We start from the raw sequence: 17323 nt of genomic DNA, 5'->3' as shown, positions 1-17323 counted from the left end.
TTGAGTTACCACCTGAACACCGGCACGCAGTTGCGCGAGGAAGGCTACTGCTCGCCGTTCAATCCATCACGCAACTGTTCTGCGTTGTAGATCATAGCGTCCTGATAGGTAGATGCTTCCGAATCGGGCTCACCCAATCCACCTTCGTACAGGTGGATCAGCGGAACTTCGCCGTGGTCTTCAGCCAGTCCTTCCAACGTCGGATTGGGGCTAAGCTTATCGGTCACAGCGGCGTCGGCGTCTTCGTCTTCTAGCACCTGAGCAAGTTCACTCAATGCAGCGCTGGAAGGCTCCGCGTCGGTGGAACCACCAGGAATCACGATACCGCGAATCTCGAAACCATACGCATCAGCAAAGTACTGGTAGGCTGCGTGGTCGGTGACCAAGGAGGGCTCGTCAGTCTCGATCTCGTCGAGGATATCGCGAACCTCTTGATCGGTTTCCTCAAGGTCAGCCTTAACATCGCTGGCGCAACTGGTGTACTGCTCGGCCAGCTCCTGATCGTCAGTGTGCTCAGCCAGCTGATCACCGATCAGCTCGGCTGCGGTAGCCATCCGAGATACGTCCATCCACACGTGCGGATCTTCATCACCATGATCATGGTCGTGATCATGGTCGTGCTCTTCATCACCATGGTCATGGTCGTGATCATGGTCGTGCTCTTCATCACCATGATCATGGTCGTGATCATGGCCGTGCTCTTCATCGCCATGGCCATGTTCGTGATCATGGTCGTGATCATGGTCGTGCTCTTCATCGCCATGATCATGATCGTGGCCGTCATTGTGCACATGATCATCGCCGATCGGTAGTGGCTCGAGCTCTTCACCCACCTCGTAGATGTCAGCACCATCGGATTCCGCGTTGTCCAGAGAATCCTGCATAGCGGCTTCGAGGCCCAAGCCGACGGAAACCACCAGGTCTGCATCGACAACATCGGTGACCTGCTTGGAAGATAGCGAGAACTGGTGCGGGTCATCACCGGGGCCCATCAGGACCTGGGTTTCACCACCGGCGCAATCAGTAATTTGTGAGGTAATGGAACCAACCTGGGTCGTGGTAGCAACGACCGACAGTCCCTCTTTCTGTTCTCCTTGCCCGGCGTTGTCCTCAGAATCGGCGTTGTCGTTGGAGCAGGCACTCAACCCGAGAGCAGCAATAATACCCAGTGAGCCGAGGGCCATAGCAGCCCGGCGATGAGGCGAGCGCAGGTTAATGTGATCGCGACGCATATGCTGTGTCCTCCTGAAATCACGTCAATCTGACAAATAAAACAGTCCCCGCACCATCTTCATGGAGGGGTTCGTATCCAGTCGTGAACACACTATCATATTGAAAACAGTTCTCATTATCAGAAAACAACCCTCGTCAAGCCCTCAAGAGGACTGTGACGTGTCAGTGGCGGACGTGGGCTGAGTAGCGTCGTGAATTTCACCCACCAGCACTTCCAGGACGTCCTCAAGGAACAGCACACCGATGGTTTCTCCTTGCGGCGAAATCACGCGCGCGACGTGCGAACCGGTGCGCTGCATCACTTCCAGAGCATCTTCGATCTCTTCGCTGGCTGCCACATTCGACATCGATCGGATCTTTGATAGAGGTAGCGGGTCCTCGTAGCGGAATTCTGGGACGGTCATCACGTCTTTCAGGTGCAAGTAGCCGAGATAGGCTCCGTCGTTGGTGTCTTCAATCAGGAACCGAGAGAACCCGGTGTGGCGCACCGCGTCGTCGAAATCCTCCGCCGAGGAACCCAGGGGCAGGGTGATGACATCGTCCAAAGGAAGCATGACTTGTTCCGCGGTGTAGTCAGAGAATTCCAGGGCGCCCGAGAGTAAACCGGTGTTGTCGTCTAAGAGCCCGGAACGCGTGGATTCTTCAACGATGGATTGGACCTCTTCCAAGGTATAGGTCGAGTTGACCTCGTCTTGGGGTTCGACTTTGAACAATTTCAGCACGACATTGGCCGCAAAGTTCAAAAACAACACCAGCGGACGTAATACTTTGTCCAGGGCCACCAGCGGTACAGCAAGCACCAGAATCGCCCGATCGGCCAGGGTCACAGCCGCATTTTTGGGCACCATCTCACCAAAAGTCACGTGCAAGAAGGTCACGATCAACAACGCCAAGATAAAGGCGGTGGTATCGGCGACCGGATCAGGGAGTCCAGTAGCCTGCAGCGGAATACTAAACAGATGGTGGATAGCCGGTTCGGAGACATTGAGGATCAGCAGCGAACAAACCGTAATGCCCAGCTGACAGACCGCCAGAATGTGGGTGACGTGTTCCATCGCATACAGGGCGGTATTGGCCAGCTTTGACCCGTTTTCGGCCTTAGGTTCAATCTGCGAGCGCCGGGCACCCATGACCGCAAACTCACCGGACACAAAGAAAGCGTTGCCCAGCAAGAGAACAACGAGCCAGATGATACCTGAGACGTGCTCATCCATCGTTAGCTCTCACCCGCCTCTACGGAAGGAGCGCCTGACATTGAGGTACCCGTCTTCGTTTTAGAGGTATCCGGAACCGCCGGGATATATTTCAAACGGTCGACTCGGCGACCGTCCATTTTGATGACTTCTACAGTGCCGTCATCGAGGGTCACCTGATCCCCGATATCGGGCACACGCCCCAGGGCGGCCATGATGAACCCGCCAACGGTTTCATAGGCGCCGTTTTCGGGAACTTTTAATTCTGGAATCTGAGCCACCAATTCGTCGGGACGCAACAGTGCAGGGAAGAACCAGTGCCCCGATGCGGTCTGCAACACTCCCGGACGAATTTTGTCGTGTTCGTCCGAAACCTCTCCAACGATTTCTTCCACGAGATCTTCTAGTGTCACGATACCGGCGGTGCCACCGTATTCATCAACGACGACAACCATCTGCAGACTCACCGCGCGCAGTTCAGTCAACAGCGAATCGAGGTGCATGGTTTCTGGAACCCTAGCCAAATCGGTCATGATATCGGCAGCCACCATGTCACCACGTTGGTCTTTGGGAACGGCGATTGCTTTCTTCACGTGCAACACGCCACGAATCGTGTCGGCAGAATCCTCAATCACCGGGAACCGAGAGACGCCGGTTCGCCGGGCAGCATCGATGACTTCCAACAGCGATTGGTCGACCTCCACAGTTTCAACTCTCATGCGCGGTGTCATCACATCGGCGGCGGTGCGGTCAGCGAAACGCAATGTGCGGTCCACAAAGAGCGCGGTGTCCCCGTCGAGTGTGCCCATTTCCGCGGAGCGACGAACCAAGGAGGAAAGTTCCTCGGGGGTCCGAGCCCCGGAAATCTCCTCTTCAGCTTCCAGCCCCAGGGTTTTGAGCACGCGGTTCGCAAAGCCGTTGAGTAGCAGAATCACCGGCTTGAAAATCGCGGTGAAAATCAGCTGTGCCCGAGCCACCGTGAGCCCGACATCCAGGGCCTTCGCGATCGACAGGTTCTTGGGGACCAGCTCTCCCATCAGCATCGACAGGATTGTCGCGATCACCATAGAGATCAGCAGCGAGACCGAGGAAGAGACCGCATCGGGTAGTCCCAAGGTCTGCATCGGGGTTTCCAGAATGGTGCCCAGTGCCGGTTCCATAACGTAACCGGTCAATAGCGTGGTCAACGTGATCCCCAGCTGACAACTCGACAACTGGGTGGAGAGTGACTTCAGGCATTTCAGCAGGGGAATGGCTTTGCGGTTGCCGTTATCGACCATGCGTTGCACGGTCGGAACATCCAAGGAAATCATGGAGAACTCCACGGACACAAAAAAGCCGTTACCACCGATCAGCAGTAAGCCAAGTCCGAAAAGTAACCATTCCATCAAAAATCACCGCCACCCTTGTAGGACGGTGGTCACCGACAGGATCAGAGCATGAGGCACGCACGGCCAACTAGAAGGCTCCGATCCGCGGGCGGACTGCTGCGTTGCCCGGTGAGAGTTTTTACGCGGGGATCTATGCATGATAAGTACAGTATAAGCACTGATTCTGGTTGCGGTGGCCCTGCCCGCAACCAACAGGGCCACCAGCCGGGGCTACCAAGATTGAGCCACTGCCCGTCCTTCTTCGTACCCGGAGGCCGACTGCACTCCAAAGACCGCGCGCTCGTGGAATTCTTCCAGTGTTGAGGCGCCGGCATAGGTCATCGAAGATCGCACACCCGAGGTGATCCTATCCAGCAGGTCCTCCACCGAAGGATGGTCGGGATCAATGTACATTTTCGACCCGGAAATACCCTCTTCAAACAACGCTTTACGAGCGCGCTCGTAGGCGGAATCTTCCCGGGTGCGTGCCGAGACGGCCCGGGACGAGGCCATCCCGAAGTTTTCCTTATATTTACGCCCCGAGGAGTCCACTACCATGTCTCCCGGAGATTCGTAGGTACCTGAAAACCAGGAGCCGATCATGACCTGCGAGGCGCCAGCCGCCAAAGCAAGAGCCACATCACGGGGATGCTTTACTCCTCCATCGGCCCAGACCGAGGCCCCGCGAGCGCGCGCGGCTGCTGCACATTCCAGTACCGCCGAGAGCTGAGGACGCCCCACTGCGGTCATCATCCGGGTGGTGCACATCGCCCCGGGACCCACACCGACCTTAATAATGTCGGCCCCAGCATCGATCAGGTCATTGGTGCCATCTGCGGTGACAACGTTTCCGGCGACCACGGGCACCTTTAGGTGCGAAACCTGGCTCAAGGCATCAAGCATTTTCTGTTGGTGACCATGTGCGGTGTCCACCACAAGACAATCAACACCGGATTCCACCAATGCTTCGGCCTTGCCTTTAACATCACCATTGACGCCGATGGCGGCAGCGACGTGAAGGCGTTGCTGATCGTCAACGCCCGGAGCGTAGAGGCTGGAGCGAAGTACACCGGACAGTGTCATCACCCCGACAAGCCGGTCCCCATCCAGGACCGGAGCGTAGTCGACCTGGGCTTGGTGCATCCGCTGATATAGCTCACTGAGAACGTCAGCGCGTTCCGCCATGGGAGTGCTAACGGCAGGAAGCTCGTCAGCGCCTAAGGTCATCACCGGTGCACGCATCAGTTCAGATACTGAGGTGAAGTGGTCAACACCTTCGACGTCGGTCACCAGCACCACACCACGGAAGGTCCGGCTCTCGGGGTCATCAATGACAGCAACGGCCGGATGATTGCGTTTGGCCGACAAATGCAGCACGTCCAACACCCGATCCTGCGGGGTGACCCACAATGGGGTCTCGAAGATCGGGTGGCGAGATTTGATCCAGGACGTCACTGAGGCAACCTCATCCAGGGGCAGATCCTGTGGGAGCACGCCGAGCCCGCCGCGCCGGGCAATCGTCTCCGCCATCCGCCGACCAGTGACCGCGTTCATATTCGCTGCCACCACCGGTATCTGCGAGCCCGTGCCGTCCTGGGCCGAGATATCAACAGCGGTCCGAGACGTAATCTCAGACCGGGAGGGAACAAGGAAAACATCTGAATAAGTCAGATCAGTCCGAGGTTGGGTTAAAAACTGCATACCTCTATCATGATCTACCGCACATCATCTCTCCACCTCACCACACCGATAATCCCTGGGGCGAGCACCACGTTTTTCAGCTGCCCCGGTTTATCCCGCTATTCGGGCCCGTGAAACCGCCATTGTCTAGAACTTGCGCTGTTGGCAAACAGCCTGACTTCTTCGTCGGACAGTACCTCCTGGCTGTGGCTTACGTGACGCGATCACAGCTATGATGAAAGAACGTGCTTTCGGCACGGTGTCGCGGACGATGACATGCCCGCAGGCACCTGCGCAGAGAGCTGAACAATACACGTGGCGGACTGTTTCTCAGCCACCCGTTGAGAGCGTCTCGCCCCAACACATACTGACTACGGAAGAGGCTTTCACCGTGCCAGAACTGACATCGGCCCAGCTGTCAGAAGAGTTCCCCGGCAATGAATGGCTAGTGGCGGATATATACGAAAAGTACAAGGCCGATCGTTCATCTGTGGACCCCAAGTGGGCCGAGATCTTCGCTCGCCTTGAAGGAACTGCAGCAACACAACAGAAACGGCATGGTGGTGACAGCGATAAGGGCACCTCACGCTCTGCTCAACCACAGCAGAAAAACGCGTCGACGAAGTCGAGCGCAACGTCAACGACCAAGAAGGAATCGAACTCTCAATCCTCCGCATCGTCGTCCTCTTCTTCGTCTTCGCCTTCCTCCTCAAAGTCTTCCGGCCCGAAGGTTCGTCGGGCTGAGGGCTCCAGCGAAAAGGCCATCCCGTCCGAGCCCCCGAAGTCCAAGCAGAAGAAGCACGAGGAGTCCCACCAGGGTGAGGACACGTGGACCCAGCTCAAAGGTGCCACCAAGGCCATTGCTTCCAACATGAACGCCTCGCTGTCGATGCCGACAGCGACCACCGTGCGCGATGTGCCGGTCAAGGCGCTCATTGATAACCGCGTGGTGATCAACAACAGCCTGAAGCGTGCACGCGGTGGCAAGGTCTCGTTCACCCACCTGATCGGGTATGCCGTCATCAAGGCCCTGGTCAAAAACCCGGGCATGAACACGCTGTACCGCGAAGAAGGCAATAAGAAGTACGCAGTCCAGCCCGCACACATCAATTTCGGCCTGGCCATCGACCTGCCCCAGGACGATGGGTCGCGCGTGCTGGTTCAGCCCAGCATCAAAAAGGTCGAGTCGATGAACTTCCGCGAGTTCTGGGAAGCTTATGAAGAGCTCGTCTCCAAGGCTCGCAACAACAAGCTCACGCTGGACGACCACTCCGGGACCACCGTCTCGCTAACCAACCCCGGTGGTATCGGAACCGTACACTCGGTGCCCCGCCTGTCGGAGGGTCAGGCCGCCATCATTGGTGTTGGCGCTCTGAACTACCCGGCGGCCTTCCAGGGCACCTCGCAGGAAGTGTTGTCGAGGTGGGCGGTGTCTAAGACCTTGACTTTGACCTCGACCTACGATCACCGTGTCATCCAGGGCGCTGCCTCTGGAGCCTTCCTCAACGACGTGCACCAGTACTTGTTGGGCGCCGATGGCTTCTACGACGAGATCTTCAAGACCTTGCGTATTCCGTACGAGCCAGTGCGTTGGAAGCCCGACGTGCAGGTCAACCCCGTTGACGAAATCGGCAAGGTCGCCCGCATCCAGCAGCTGATCGCCGCTTACCGGACCCGCGGTCACTTGATGGCCGATGTGGACCCGCTCGAGTACCGGATGCGCACCCACCCGGACTTGGACATTATCCAGCACGGACTGACGCTGTGGGATCTGGATCGTTCTTGGGCAACCGGAAACTTCGGTGGCAAAAGCTCGATGCTGTTACGCGATATTCTGGGCGTTTTGCGCGATGCTTATTGTCGCAATACCGGTGTGGAGTACATGCACATTGACTCCCCCGAAGAGCGTGAGTGGTTCCAGGACAAGCTGGAGCACCCCTACTCCAAGCCCAGTCGGGAAGAGCAGCTACACATTCTCAGCCGTCTTAACGCCGCCGAAGCGTTTGAAACCTTCTTGCAGACCAAATTCGTCGGCCAGAAGCGGTTCTCCTTGGAGGGCAGTGAGTCACTGATCGCTCTGTTGGACGCTGCCATCGGTGATGCCGCCGATGATGGTCTCGACGAGGTCGCTATTGCTATGGCGCACCGGGGCCGGTTGAACGTGCTGACCAATATCGCCGGTAAGACCTACACCCAGGTCTTCCGCGAGTTCACCGGCAATATCGATCCGGAAACCGTGCAGGGCTCTGGTGACGTGAAGTATCACCTCGGTACCGGAGGAACCTTCACCTCCTATAACGGCAACACCACCAAGGTGTCGCTGGCTGCTAACCCCTCCCACTTGGAGGCTGCTGACCCGGTACTGGAGGGTATCGTGCGCGCCAAGCAGGATCGTCTGGACCGCGGTTCTGACTCACCGACTTCCTACTCGGTGATGCCGATTTTGGTCCACGGTGACGCCGCCATGGCCGGCCAGGGCGTGGTGTACGAAACCTTCGCCCTCTCGCAATTGCGGGGATACCGTACGGGGGGTACCATCCACGTGGTCGTCAACAACCAGGTTGGTTTCACCACTCCTCCCTCCCAAGGACGTTCCTCCACCTACGCCACCGATGTGGCCAAGTCGGTCAACGCTCCGGTCTTCCACGTCAACGGTGACGATCCCGAATCCGTGGTGCACGTGGCCAAGCTGGCCTACGACTACCGCGAGCGGTTCCACAAGGACATTGTGATCGACCTGGTCAGCTACCGCCGTCGTGGTCACAACGAGGGTGACGACCCCTCGATGACTCAGCCGCGGATGTACAACCTGATCGAAAATAAGCGCTCGGTCCGTAAGCTCTACGTCGAGACGCTGGTCGGTCGTGGCGATATCACTCAGGAAGAAGCCGACTCGGCCATGCAGGACTATAAGGATCGTCTGGAGCGGGCCTTCGCCGAAATTGGCGAAGCCGAAACCTCCCCGATCCCGATCTTGGGTTCAGCGCACGGTTCTCACGAAACCAGCGAAGAATACGTTCCGGAAAAGACCGCTATTTCCGAAGAAGTGTTGCGCCGGATCGGAGAAGCCCACACGGAGTACCCCGAAGGATTCACCGTTCACAAGAAACTCAAGTCGATGCTGGAAAAGCGCGCGAAGATGTCGGTCGACGGCGACATCGACTGGGGCTTTGCCGAACTGCTGGCCTTCGGTTCTCTCCTCATGGAAGGTACACCGGTGCGCGTGACCGGTCAGGACACCCGACGCGGTACATTCGTACAGCGCCATGCCGTGTTCTACGACCGCGAAACCAACGACGAATGGACCCCGCTGGCCAACCTGTCTGAGGACCAGGCGAAGTTCTGGATCTACAACTCGCCACTGAGCGAGTTTGCCTGCGTTGGTTTTGAATATGGCTACTCCGTGGAGCGTCCCGACGCGCTGGTGGCGTGGGAAGCCCAGTTCGGTGACTTCGCCAACGGTGCTCAAACCGTTGTGGATGAGTTCATCTCCTCGTCCGAACAGAAGTGGAGTCAGCACTCCTCCTTGGTGATGTTGCTACCACACGGCTACGAAGGACAGGGTCCTGACCACTCCTCGGCGCGTATCGAGCGCTACCTACAGCTGTGCGCACAGCACAACATGCGTGTGGTCCAGCCTTCCTTTGGTGCCAACCACTTCCACCTGTTACGTGAGCAGGCTTACTCCACGCCACGGCGTCCGCTGATCGTGTTCACCCCGAAGCAGCTACTACGTCGCCGTGAAGCCAGCTCGGAGATCGCCGACTTCACTCAGCACGGTTTCCGTCCGGTCATGGGAGACGACAAGATTGGCTCCAACGCCCAACGCGTTCTGCTGGTCTCGGGTCGTCTCTACTACGATCTGCTGGATCGTCGCACCAAGAACGAGGATTATTCCACCGCGATCGTCCGCGTCGAGCAGCTGTACCCGTTGCCGACCCAGGAGATCCAGGAAGAACTGAAGAAGTATCCCGAGGCAAATCTCACCTGGGTTCAGGATGAGCCGGAGAACCAGGGGCCGTGGCCGTTCATGGCCGTCAACCTGGCCCCCGAACTGGATCGCGAGATTAACGTCATCTCCCGTCCAGCCTCGGCCTCCCCGGCAGCCGGCAGCAAGCCGCGGCACGATCAGGAGCTGGAAGAACTGCTCGACGAGGTCTTCGGAAAGTAAGTTCTCCTGCTGACCAGCTACGGCACGTGTCTCACCTTCCCATCACCGGGTTGATTGGGCCACGTGCCGTAGCTGTATCCCTTGCCGTGACCGTGGCCTGATTCGTAGCATCGAAGATATGCCCTCCATACCATCGTTGCCCGAGCTGACCCTGACACGACCGCTCGTTGTTGCCCCCATGGCTGGAGGCCCCAGCACTGCCCAGCTTGCCATCGCCGTGGCGGCAACAGGTGGGTTTCCGTTCCTGGCCGGTGGCTATCTCAGTGCCGAGGCGCTCAAAGCGCAAGTGGACGCCTACACCGAGGCCACCGATGCACCCGCTGGTGTGAACCTGTTCGTCCCCGACCCCGCGGCCCAAGAGATCGACGAAGACGTGTACCTCAAGTACCGCCACCAGATCATCTCGAAACTGAAGCTAGACCCACAACTCCTGCCAGAAGCGCCGATCTACTCCGATGACGCTTTCAATGACAAGCTCAACGTGACGCTGAGCTCCTCGATCCCGGTCATCTCCTTTACCTTTGGTTACCCGACAGCTCAGGTCATCGATCGTGTCCACCAGGCCAGGCGCTGGGTGGCGCTCAATGCCACCAGCTGTGCTGGTATTGATGCAGCTGTGCGCCACGGGGCCGACCTGCTCATCGTCCAAGGTCCTGATGCCGGTGGGCATCGGGCCAGTGTCCCCGATGCCGATCACTTCGACGCCTCACCCAGCACCGGCGAACTACTCGCTTATGCGGCCCGACACCACCGGGTGCCCGTTATCGCCGCAGGTGGGATCGCCGGCCCCCACGATGTGGCCGAATTATTGGCCGAAGGCGCAACAGCGGTTCAGGTTGGCACCTTATTCTTGGACGCAGTAGAAGCTGGCACCAAGCAGACCCACCGTCTCGGACTGCGCAACCTGATCGATCGCGATACCGTGATCACCCGGGCATTCACCGGCCGTCCAGCCCGGGCCATCCGCAACCAATTCACGGATGCTTTGTCTGATCAGGCCCCCGACCTATACCCGCAGTTGCACAATCTCACCTCAGGGATTCGCAAGCAGGCTGATCAGCAGCACAATCCCGAACACCTAAATCTCTGGGCAGGAACTGGTTTCCGCAACATTCAGCATCTGCCCGCTGCCGAAATTGTGGAACATTTGCTGAGCGCGTCCACGCTCGCTGACCATCCACAGCGGCTGGCCGGTTTGCGCTCATCAGGCTGATCACGCGGCACATAGCAGTGCTCATCGATTCTGCGCGAATCCGCGGTAGCGTTGAGACAATAACGGATTGAGACAGAAAGATACCAACAGCATGGAATTTCGGCAGATACGACTGGCCTCAGTGGGTGGAGAACACCTCGCCGGGCTGGGCGATCCACGTGCCATGGGGTGGTTGGGCAGAGTTCTCGCCAAGAGTCATCACCCCGACGTTTTGGTAGAAAGCTACGTCCTGGCCGCCCCCCAAGAGCCCATCGAGGCGATGTCCTATCGTTGGGAAGAAGAAGCACTACCCCGGTTCAGCAACGACACTGAAAACCGGTTGCTCATCGCGTTGAATAGTTCCGACACGAAGTATGTGCCTACCTCGGCACGAGCTCGGCTGAACTTGGCCAACATCATCGATAAAGCGACTCAACAAGGCCTCGAGGTATTTGTTGTTGGTCCCTTGCCCGGTCTGGATCAGGATGCCAACCAGAAGTTACGCGAACTTAACGCTGCCTACCGGAATGTGGCCCAGCGCCGCAACGTATTCTATGTTGATGTCTTTGAAGCATTGGTCGACCATAACCAGTACCAGCAGGATCTCGCATCAAACCAGGGTCTGCCCGGCCAGTCTGCCTACGGGCTGGTGGCGTGGCTGGTGCTACACCGGGGGTGGTATCGCTGGATGAATCTACCCGAGAACCTCGGATCGCAATCCTAATCGCGTCAAAGCGCAACAGGCACGGGTGCTAAAATTTACCAAGAATTCATTCACCACCGTCTTGAGGCGCTAGAAAGGAGTTGCGCCATGGGTAAGCGTGGTCGTAAGCGCAAGGATCGTCGCAAGAATAAGGCCAATGGCGGAAAACGCCCTAATGCTGGCTAACGTGGCGTGAGGCCACACAAGATTTTCCCGAAGGTGGACGAATTTTTTCGTCCACCTTCGTTGTATTTCGAAGGGTTAGTGTGAACTTTCTGCCCGAATCTCACTGATACGCACCATGATTTTCGACTTCAGCGAATCCGGGGCCTTTTCAGTACAGGACCGACGGACCACCGAGCGAATAATGCATTCCAAGTCATATTCTGCACTACACTCTTCGCACTCATTCAGGTGCCCCTGTACATCTTCAATATCACTGTGGGAGAGCACCCCATCAAGATACTCATAAATTCGTTGGATACGGGAATCGGAAGGATTACCACTCTCCCGGCAGCCTGTCACATTGCAGTGTGCATCGTCTGGTGTCTGCCCCATGAGCGAACCTTCCTCCTTACTTTTTCGTCTTCTGTTTCGTTTGGTCTTCCACTGCTGCTCGGATCCCCCGGTCCGCGGCATAGTCCGTAAGCCGTTCCCGCAACATTTTCCGACCCCGGTGCAGTCGCGACATCACCGTTCCAATGGGAACATCGAGGATCTCAGAAATTTCCTTATAGGCAAATCCCTCAACATCGGCGAAATACACCGCCAGCCGGAACTCTTCCGGAATCTCTTGCAGAGCTTTTTTCACATCAGCATCCGGCAACCGATCCAGGGCCTCTGTCTCCGCCGACCGCAACCCTGTTGAGGAGTGCTCGGCGGCTTGGACCATATGCCAGTCCTCGACGTCCTCGGTGCCCGATTCCTGAGGCGAACGCTGACGCTTGCGGTACAAGTTGATGTAGGTATTGGTCAGAATCCGGTACAACCAGGCCCGCAAATTCGTGCCCGGCTTGTACTGGTGGAACGAGGAAAATGCCTTGGTAAAGGCTTCCTGGACGAGATCTTCAGCATCGGCGGGATTCCGTGTCATGCGCAAGGCGCCAGCATAAAGCTGGTCCACGTACTGCATGGCGTCCCGCTCGAAGCGTTCTTTGCGCTGTTCGAGAGACTCGGTTTTCGGATCGATGCGGTCGGTGTCTGGCGAGGAGTCTGCGGACGGGGCAGGATCTGTCGTACTCATTACAGCCCAGTCTAAGCGCTGTTGAGTCCGTCCCGTGCCATGTGGCCGTGCCGGTGTCTTCGCTACTGCCGTTGGCATCGAGCTCCTCCTCCACATTCTCTGTCCGTCAGGTCCGATACGCCCAGCGAGCGGTGACCGACACTGTTCTACTAACCCGTATAGCTCTCCGGCGGTCTCAGATATTCCTCAGCATTCGGTTCGCTATGCCACAGTCGCTAGGCTAGAACCTAGTTCATCAGACGTCACCGGCTGAAACGAGATATCGTTCGTGTCCTCACCTTCCCTTGCTGATCATCCCGCCGACAAGCTCTGGCAGGCCCCCCACGCCAGGGGCCCCGTACGGGCCACCGTAGAGATCCCCGGCTCCAAATCACTAAGCAATCGCTATCTGGTGCTAGCGGCTCTGGCTAACGCCCCGAGCGAATTGACCGGGGTACTCGACTCCCGCGATACCGCGCTGATGAGGGACGCCTTGGAAGCCCTGGGTGCAACCATCACCCCCGGCGATGCACCGGGAAGCTATCGCATCACCCCACTGAAACCCGGCACCCACTTCGCGGAACCGCTCACCATTGAGGTGGGCCTGGCCGGGACGGTGATGCGCTTTATTCCCCCTGTTGCCGCCCTGATGCAGGCTGAGGTCCACTGCGTGGGTGACCCCGAAGCCAGTGCCCGCCCGATGGGCCCCTTGCTGGAGGGGCTGCGTCAGGCCGGAGTGCGCATCACCGCAGAGACTACCCCGGTGGCTCATCTGCCTTTCACGGTCTACGGCACCGGCTCCGTGCCCGGCGGCACTGTTTGTATCGACGCGAGCGGTTCCTCCCAGTTTGTATCCGGTCTTTTGCTCTGCGCGGCCCACTACGAGCGCGGACTGTCGATCCGTCACACCGGGTCCAGGGTTCCCAGCCCAGAACACGTTGGCATGACTCTCAAGGTCCTCGCCGAGGTCGGCGTCGAGACCGCGTCCCCGGAGCCCGGGCACTGGATCGTCTCCCCTGGCCCCATCCGAGCCCGCAACACCGCGGTCGAGCCCGACCTGTCTAACGCTGGCGTGTACTTGGCCGCCGCGGTGATCACCGGTGGAAGGGTCTCCATCCCCCACTGGCCCCGGGAGACCACCCAGATTGGTGACCGGTGGCAGCAGATCCTGCCACGGTTCGGCGCCGATGTGCAGTGGGCTCCAAACCCCGAGGATGACGCCTCTGGCACCCTGACAGTCACCGGTCAAACAGATTCGACTGGGAAACCGATCATCCTCGGTGCCGGGGAAATTGCCGGCGCCGCCGAGTTGGTGCCGACCATTGCGGCCCTAGCCCTTGTCGCAGATTCCGAGACCGCACTGACCGGGATCGGTCATTTGCGCGGCCACGAAACCGACCGATTGCACGCCATCGTCACCGAGGCCACGAAACTCGGCGCCCGGGTTCATGCCACCGACACCGCCCTGTACTTCAGCCCGTCGGAGCAGTTGCGCCCGGCGACCTTGGATTCCTGGGCCGACCACCGGATGGCAACCTTCGGCGCGCTGGCCGGTTTGCACATCCCCGGGGTCAGCGTCCGTGATATCACCACCACCTCCAAAACCATGCCACGGTTCCCGCTGGCTTGGTCGGAGCTCTTCGGCCTCGAGGCCACGGCAGAGAGGACGATGGTACAAGGATGAGCCGGTTCACCATTGATTACTCCGATTTTGACGAGTCGTCGGCCCGCACTCGCCCATCCAAGCGGGGCTCCCGGCCGCGCACTAAGCAACGCCCTGAGCACCACGACGCCGCGTTGGGACGAGTCATCGCCGTAGATCGCGGTCGCTATACGGTCTACCTGCCCGCACAACAACCCGGAGGACGTTCCTCCACCCTGCATCAGCCACGTACTGTGGTCGCGATGCGCGCCAAAGAGATGCGCCGAACCGCGATCGTGGTCGGTGACCGGGTGGCTGTGGTCGGCGATCTCTCCGGGGCCGACGGAACCCTGGCCCGCATCGTGCGCCTAGCAGACCGCCAGAGCGTACTGCGCCGCTCGGCCGATGACTCCGACACCTATGAGCGCATCGTGGTCGCCAACGTGGATCTGCTCGTGATCGTCGTCGCCGCCGCTGATCCGGAACCGCGCACCGGTTTTATCGATCGCGCCCTGGTTGCAGCCTTTGATGCCGGCATTACACCCCTGTTGTGTGTAACCAAAACCGATGTGGCTTCTGCCCAACCCCTCGTCGACCACTACGCCGATGTTGATCTGGAGATCATTACCACCTCAGGGGATCCACACACTGCCGATCACACTGAGCTGAATGCCGAGGACGTCCACCGGCTCGCTGAGCGTCTCACCGGACACCGTAGCGCACTTGTGGGGCCCTCCGGCGTCGGCAAGTCCACCTTGCTCAACGCGCTGACCGGCGCTGACCGCGCCACCGGTCACATCAATCCCACCACCGGACGCGGCCGACACACCTCCTCCTCGGCGGTAGCGGTCCCATTGCGTGGCGAGCACACCGATGACACCGAACCGTCCTGGCTCATCGATACCCCCGGAATCCGTTCCTTTGGGCTCGGACTGGTCGATCCTGATGACGTGGTGGCCGGATTCCAGGAACTTCTGCCTGCTATTGCCGATTGCCCACGCGGGTGCACCCACCGTGAGCAAGCCCGCGAGTGTGCCCTGGATGACTGGGTGGACTCCGGTCACGCTGGAAGTTCTGGGCCGGCCCGGTTGGCCTCGTTGCGCCGATTACTCGCCAACCGTGTTTCCAGCCCCGGCGACGAGGTAGCAAGAGGGTAATCTAATGAGCATGGCACTCGACAACAGCTGGCAAGGCTACCGTGATGACCTGAATCTCGCGCTGACCATTGCCGATAGCGTAGACGCCGTCACGACCGCTCGCTTTCACGCTCAAGACCTTCAGGTCTCCACCAAGCCAGACCTCACCCCGGTCACCGATGCCGATCGAGCCGCCGAGCAGCACATTCGCAACCAGCTAGCCCGTGCCCGCCCCCGCGATGCGATCTTGGGTGAAGAATTCGGTACCGAGGGCAATTCCTCCCGACGCTGGATCATCGATCCGATCGACGGAACCAAGAACTTTGTGCGAGGGGTGCCCGTGTGGGCCACGCTCATCGCCCTGGTCGAAGACGGGATCCCTGTCGTTGGCGTCGTTTCGGCCCCGGCACTACACCGGCGCTGGTGGGCCGCTCAAGGAAGTGGTGCCTTCACCGGTCGGTCGCTGGCTCGAGCAACCCAGCTTCATGCCTCCAACGTGAGCGTGATTGATGACGCGTCGCTGTCTTTCTCCTCGCTGGAGGGCTGGCGCCACCGCGGTAATATTCGCGAATTTTTGGAATTGACCTCAACAGTCTGGCGGGTGCGGGCCTACGGGGATTTTTGGTCCTACATGCTCGTGGCCGAAGGCGCAGTCGACATCGCCTGCGAGCCAGAACTCGAACTCTACGACATGGCCGCGCTCGTGCCGATCGTGACCGAAGCCGGTGGTCGGTTCACCTCACTGGACGGAGAACCCGGACCCTACGGCGGACATGCACTGGCCACCAATGACCTGCTGCACGATGAGGTCCTGGAGCGTCTCAACCCCAGCCTGCGCGGACAACAACGAGCCCAATGACGAAAACTATCGGCACCAGGGTCCGAGCTCGACTACACCCCGCCGTCCTCTTGGCCGTGGGGCTAGCCGGTGTGACCGGAGCCGTGGTGCGCTGGCTGGTCACCGTGGTCTTCCCCAACCCCAGTCTCACCCCCGGTGGCCTGACCACAGTCCCCCATGGACTCGGGTTTTCCTCGACCATCTGGGAACTGATCGTCATTAACCTCATCGGATCTTTTCTCCTCGGCATCGTCAGCGGCAGGCTGGCGACCTCACCCCGAGTGCAACGCCAACACCTGCCCAGCTGGCTACCACCAGCACTCACCACCGGTTTTCTCGGGTCCTTCACCACTGTCTCCGCCATGATGGTCTCCTACACCACCGGAGTCTGGGTATTAGGCTCAGTCGTCGGGCCCTCACCTGCCACCACTGTTGTCATCGCGATGCTCAGTGGCGCGCTACTGCTAGCCGGTGTGCTCGTGGCCGGCACCGCAGTCGCGCTGTGGGGCTACCGGCTGGGTTCCCGCCACTGTGCTTCAAGGCCAAGTCACCCGGCGCCCAGCACAGAGGAGTCGGCGTGATCGCCATCGCGTTCGTGGTAGCCGCTTTTTTCGGAGCCGTTACCCGCTACGTGGCGGATGTTTTGCTTCCGCGCTACGGTATTTTGCTCGCTAACATCGCTGGGTCGGCCATCGCCGGTGTGGTCGGTGGTTTGATACTCGGTTATGCGGATCTGGCCGAACAGGCCAGGCTGATTTGGATTACGGCGTTAGCAGGTTCGCTCACCACATTCTCCACGGTCTCCATGTCCACCGCCCACCACGTCATGGCTGGAAGCCTTGGGCGAGCGGTCGGCACCTGGACTCTTCACATCGTCGCCAGTCTGGCCGTGGCCACTCTGGGGTTCACCCTGGCTATCACGTCGTTTAGCTGATTTCGCACC

At 59.1% G+C, this 17323-nt stretch carries 15 protein-coding genes; 9 read left to right on the top strand and 6 right to left on the bottom strand.

From position 1 onward, the window contains the following. Positions 1–44: 44 nt before the first annotated feature. The 4 genes from DCC27_RS01560 to DCC27_RS01545 form a co-directional block, all read right to left on the bottom strand. The gene (locus DCC27_RS01560; RefSeq protein ID WP_110110003.1) at positions 45–1232 is read right to left on the bottom strand and encodes a metal ABC transporter substrate-binding protein; all 1188 of its coding nucleotides are present in this window, start codon (positions 1230–1232) and stop codon (positions 45–47) included. A gap of 144 nt (positions 1233–1376) precedes the next feature. After that, the gene (locus DCC27_RS01555) at positions 1377–2447 is read right to left on the bottom strand and encodes a hemolysin family protein (protein ID WP_110100279.1); all 1071 of its coding nucleotides are present in this window, start codon (positions 2445–2447) and stop codon (positions 1377–1379) included. Positions 2448–2449: 2 nt separating this feature from the next. Next, positions 2450–3814: a hemolysin family protein gene (locus DCC27_RS01550; RefSeq protein WP_110110002.1), complete on the bottom strand. Its 1365-nt coding sequence runs from the start codon at positions 3812–3814 to the stop codon at positions 2450–2452. A 213-nt stretch (positions 3815–4027) separates the two neighbouring features. After that, positions 4028–5497: a GuaB1 family IMP dehydrogenase-related protein gene (locus DCC27_RS01545; RefSeq protein ID WP_110110001.1), complete on the bottom strand. Its 1470-nt coding sequence runs from the start codon at positions 5495–5497 to the stop codon at positions 4028–4030. A gap of 370 nt (positions 5498–5867) precedes the next feature. On the opposite strand from DCC27_RS01545, the gene DCC27_RS01540 reads away from it, so the two are divergent. The 4 genes from DCC27_RS01540 to DCC27_RS12750 all read left to right on the top strand — a co-directional run bounded on the left by DCC27_RS01540 (position 5868) and on the right by DCC27_RS12750 (position 11728). Then, on the top strand, positions 5868–9647 hold the full coding sequence (locus DCC27_RS01540; protein ID WP_110110000.1) for a multifunctional oxoglutarate decarboxylase/oxoglutarate dehydrogenase thiamine pyrophosphate-binding subunit/dihydrolipoyllysine-residue succinyltransferase subunit: 3780 nt from the start codon (positions 5868–5870) through the stop codon (positions 9645–9647). A gap of 118 nt (positions 9648–9765) precedes the next feature. Then, positions 9766–10860, top strand: a complete 1095-nt coding sequence (locus tag DCC27_RS01535; protein ID WP_110109999.1) for a nitronate monooxygenase family protein — start codon at positions 9766–9768, stop codon at positions 10858–10860. 91 nt (positions 10861–10951) lie between these two features. After that, positions 10952–11563: a GDSL-type esterase/lipase family protein gene (locus DCC27_RS01530; protein ID WP_110098642.1), complete on the top strand. Its 612-nt coding sequence runs from the start codon at positions 10952–10954 to the stop codon at positions 11561–11563. Positions 11564–11650: 87 nt separating this feature from the next. Continuing rightward, the gene (locus tag DCC27_RS12750; RefSeq protein WP_369859877.1) at positions 11651–11728 is read left to right on the top strand and encodes a 50S ribosomal protein bL37; all 78 of its coding nucleotides are present in this window, start codon (positions 11651–11653) and stop codon (positions 11726–11728) included. A gap of 75 nt (positions 11729–11803) precedes the next feature. On the opposite strand, the gene rsrA is transcribed toward DCC27_RS12750, so the two are convergent. Next, positions 11804–12067, bottom strand: coding sequence for a mycothiol system anti-sigma-R factor (gene rsrA, locus DCC27_RS01525; RefSeq protein ID WP_110098691.1), 264 nt, complete (start codon positions 12065–12067; stop codon positions 11804–11806). 49 nt (positions 12068–12116) lie between these two features. Next, complete coding sequence (locus DCC27_RS01520; protein WP_233242779.1) at positions 12117–12785, bottom strand: sigma-70 family RNA polymerase sigma factor; 669 nt, start codon at positions 12783–12785, stop codon at positions 12117–12119. Positions 12786–13053: 268 nt separating this feature from the next. On the opposite strand from DCC27_RS01520, the gene aroA reads away from it, so the two are divergent. Genes aroA through DCC27_RS12130 form a run of 5 tightly spaced genes read left to right on the top strand, consistent with a single transcriptional unit; the run spans position 13054 to position 17314 of the window. Continuing rightward, positions 13054–14448: a 3-phosphoshikimate 1-carboxyvinyltransferase gene (gene aroA, locus DCC27_RS01515; protein ID WP_110109998.1), complete on the top strand. Its 1395-nt coding sequence runs from the start codon at positions 13054–13056 to the stop codon at positions 14446–14448. Then, positions 14445–15563, top strand: coding sequence for a ribosome small subunit-dependent GTPase A (gene rsgA, locus DCC27_RS01510; protein WP_110100272.1), 1119 nt, complete (start codon positions 14445–14447; stop codon positions 15561–15563). The genes aroA and rsgA overlap by 4 nt, the downstream gene beginning before the upstream one ends. Positions 15564–15567: 4 nt before the next feature. Beyond that, complete coding sequence (hisN, locus tag DCC27_RS01505) at positions 15568–16401, top strand: histidinol-phosphatase (RefSeq protein WP_233242778.1); 834 nt, start codon at positions 15568–15570, stop codon at positions 16399–16401. Beyond that, positions 16398–16961: a CrcB family protein gene (locus tag DCC27_RS01500; protein ID WP_110098637.1), complete on the top strand. Its 564-nt coding sequence runs from the start codon at positions 16398–16400 to the stop codon at positions 16959–16961. The genes hisN and DCC27_RS01500 overlap by 4 nt, the downstream gene beginning before the upstream one ends. Then, positions 16958–17314, top strand: a complete 357-nt coding sequence (locus tag DCC27_RS12130) for a CrcB family protein (RefSeq protein WP_168186056.1) — start codon at positions 16958–16960, stop codon at positions 17312–17314. Before DCC27_RS01500 ends, DCC27_RS12130 begins: the two co-directional genes overlap by 4 nt. Positions 17315–17323 lie beyond the last annotated feature (9 nt).

The sequence above is a fragment of the Auritidibacter sp. NML130574 genome, from assembly GCF_003185725.2.
GTDB lineage: Bacteria > Actinomycetota > Actinomycetes > Actinomycetales > Micrococcaceae > Auritidibacter > Auritidibacter ignavus.
The sequence above is the reverse complement of the archived record's forward strand: the minus strand, read 5'-3'. Positions and strand labels throughout refer to the sequence as shown.

Coding starts and splice junctions, on each gene's coding strand:
- DCC27_RS01560 (WP_110110003.1), bottom strand. CDS start 1,232: ATGCGTCGCGATCACATTAACCTGCGCTCGCCTCATCGCCGGGCTGCT.
- DCC27_RS01555 (WP_110100279.1), bottom strand. CDS start 2,447: ATGGATGAGCACGTCTCAGGTATCATCTGGCTCGTTGTTCTCTTGCTG.
- DCC27_RS01550 (WP_110110002.1), bottom strand. CDS start 3,814: ATGGAATGGTTACTTTTCGGACTTGGCTTACTGCTGATCGGTGGTAAC.
- DCC27_RS01545 (WP_110110001.1), bottom strand. CDS start 5,497: ATGCAGTTTTTAACCCAACCTCGGACTGATCTGACTTATTCAGATGTT.
- DCC27_RS01535 (WP_110109999.1), top strand. CDS start 9,766: ATGCCCTCCATACCATCGTTGCCCGAGCTGACCCTGACACGACCGCTC.
- DCC27_RS01530 (WP_110098642.1), top strand. CDS start 10,952: ATGGAATTTCGGCAGATACGACTGGCCTCAGTGGGTGGAGAACACCTC.
- DCC27_RS12750 (WP_369859877.1), top strand. CDS start 11,651: ATGGGTAAGCGTGGTCGTAAGCGCAAGGATCGTCGCAAGAATAAGGCC.
- DCC27_RS01520 (WP_233242779.1), bottom strand. CDS start 12,785: ATGAGTACGACAGATCCTGCCCCGTCCGCAGACTCCTCGCCAGACACC.
- rsgA (WP_110100272.1), top strand. CDS start 14,445: ATGAGCCGGTTCACCATTGATTACTCCGATTTTGACGAGTCGTCGGCC.
- hisN (WP_233242778.1), top strand. CDS start 15,568: ATGAGCATGGCACTCGACAACAGCTGGCAAGGCTACCGTGATGACCTG.
- DCC27_RS01500 (WP_110098637.1), top strand. CDS start 16,398: ATGACGAAAACTATCGGCACCAGGGTCCGAGCTCGACTACACCCCGCC.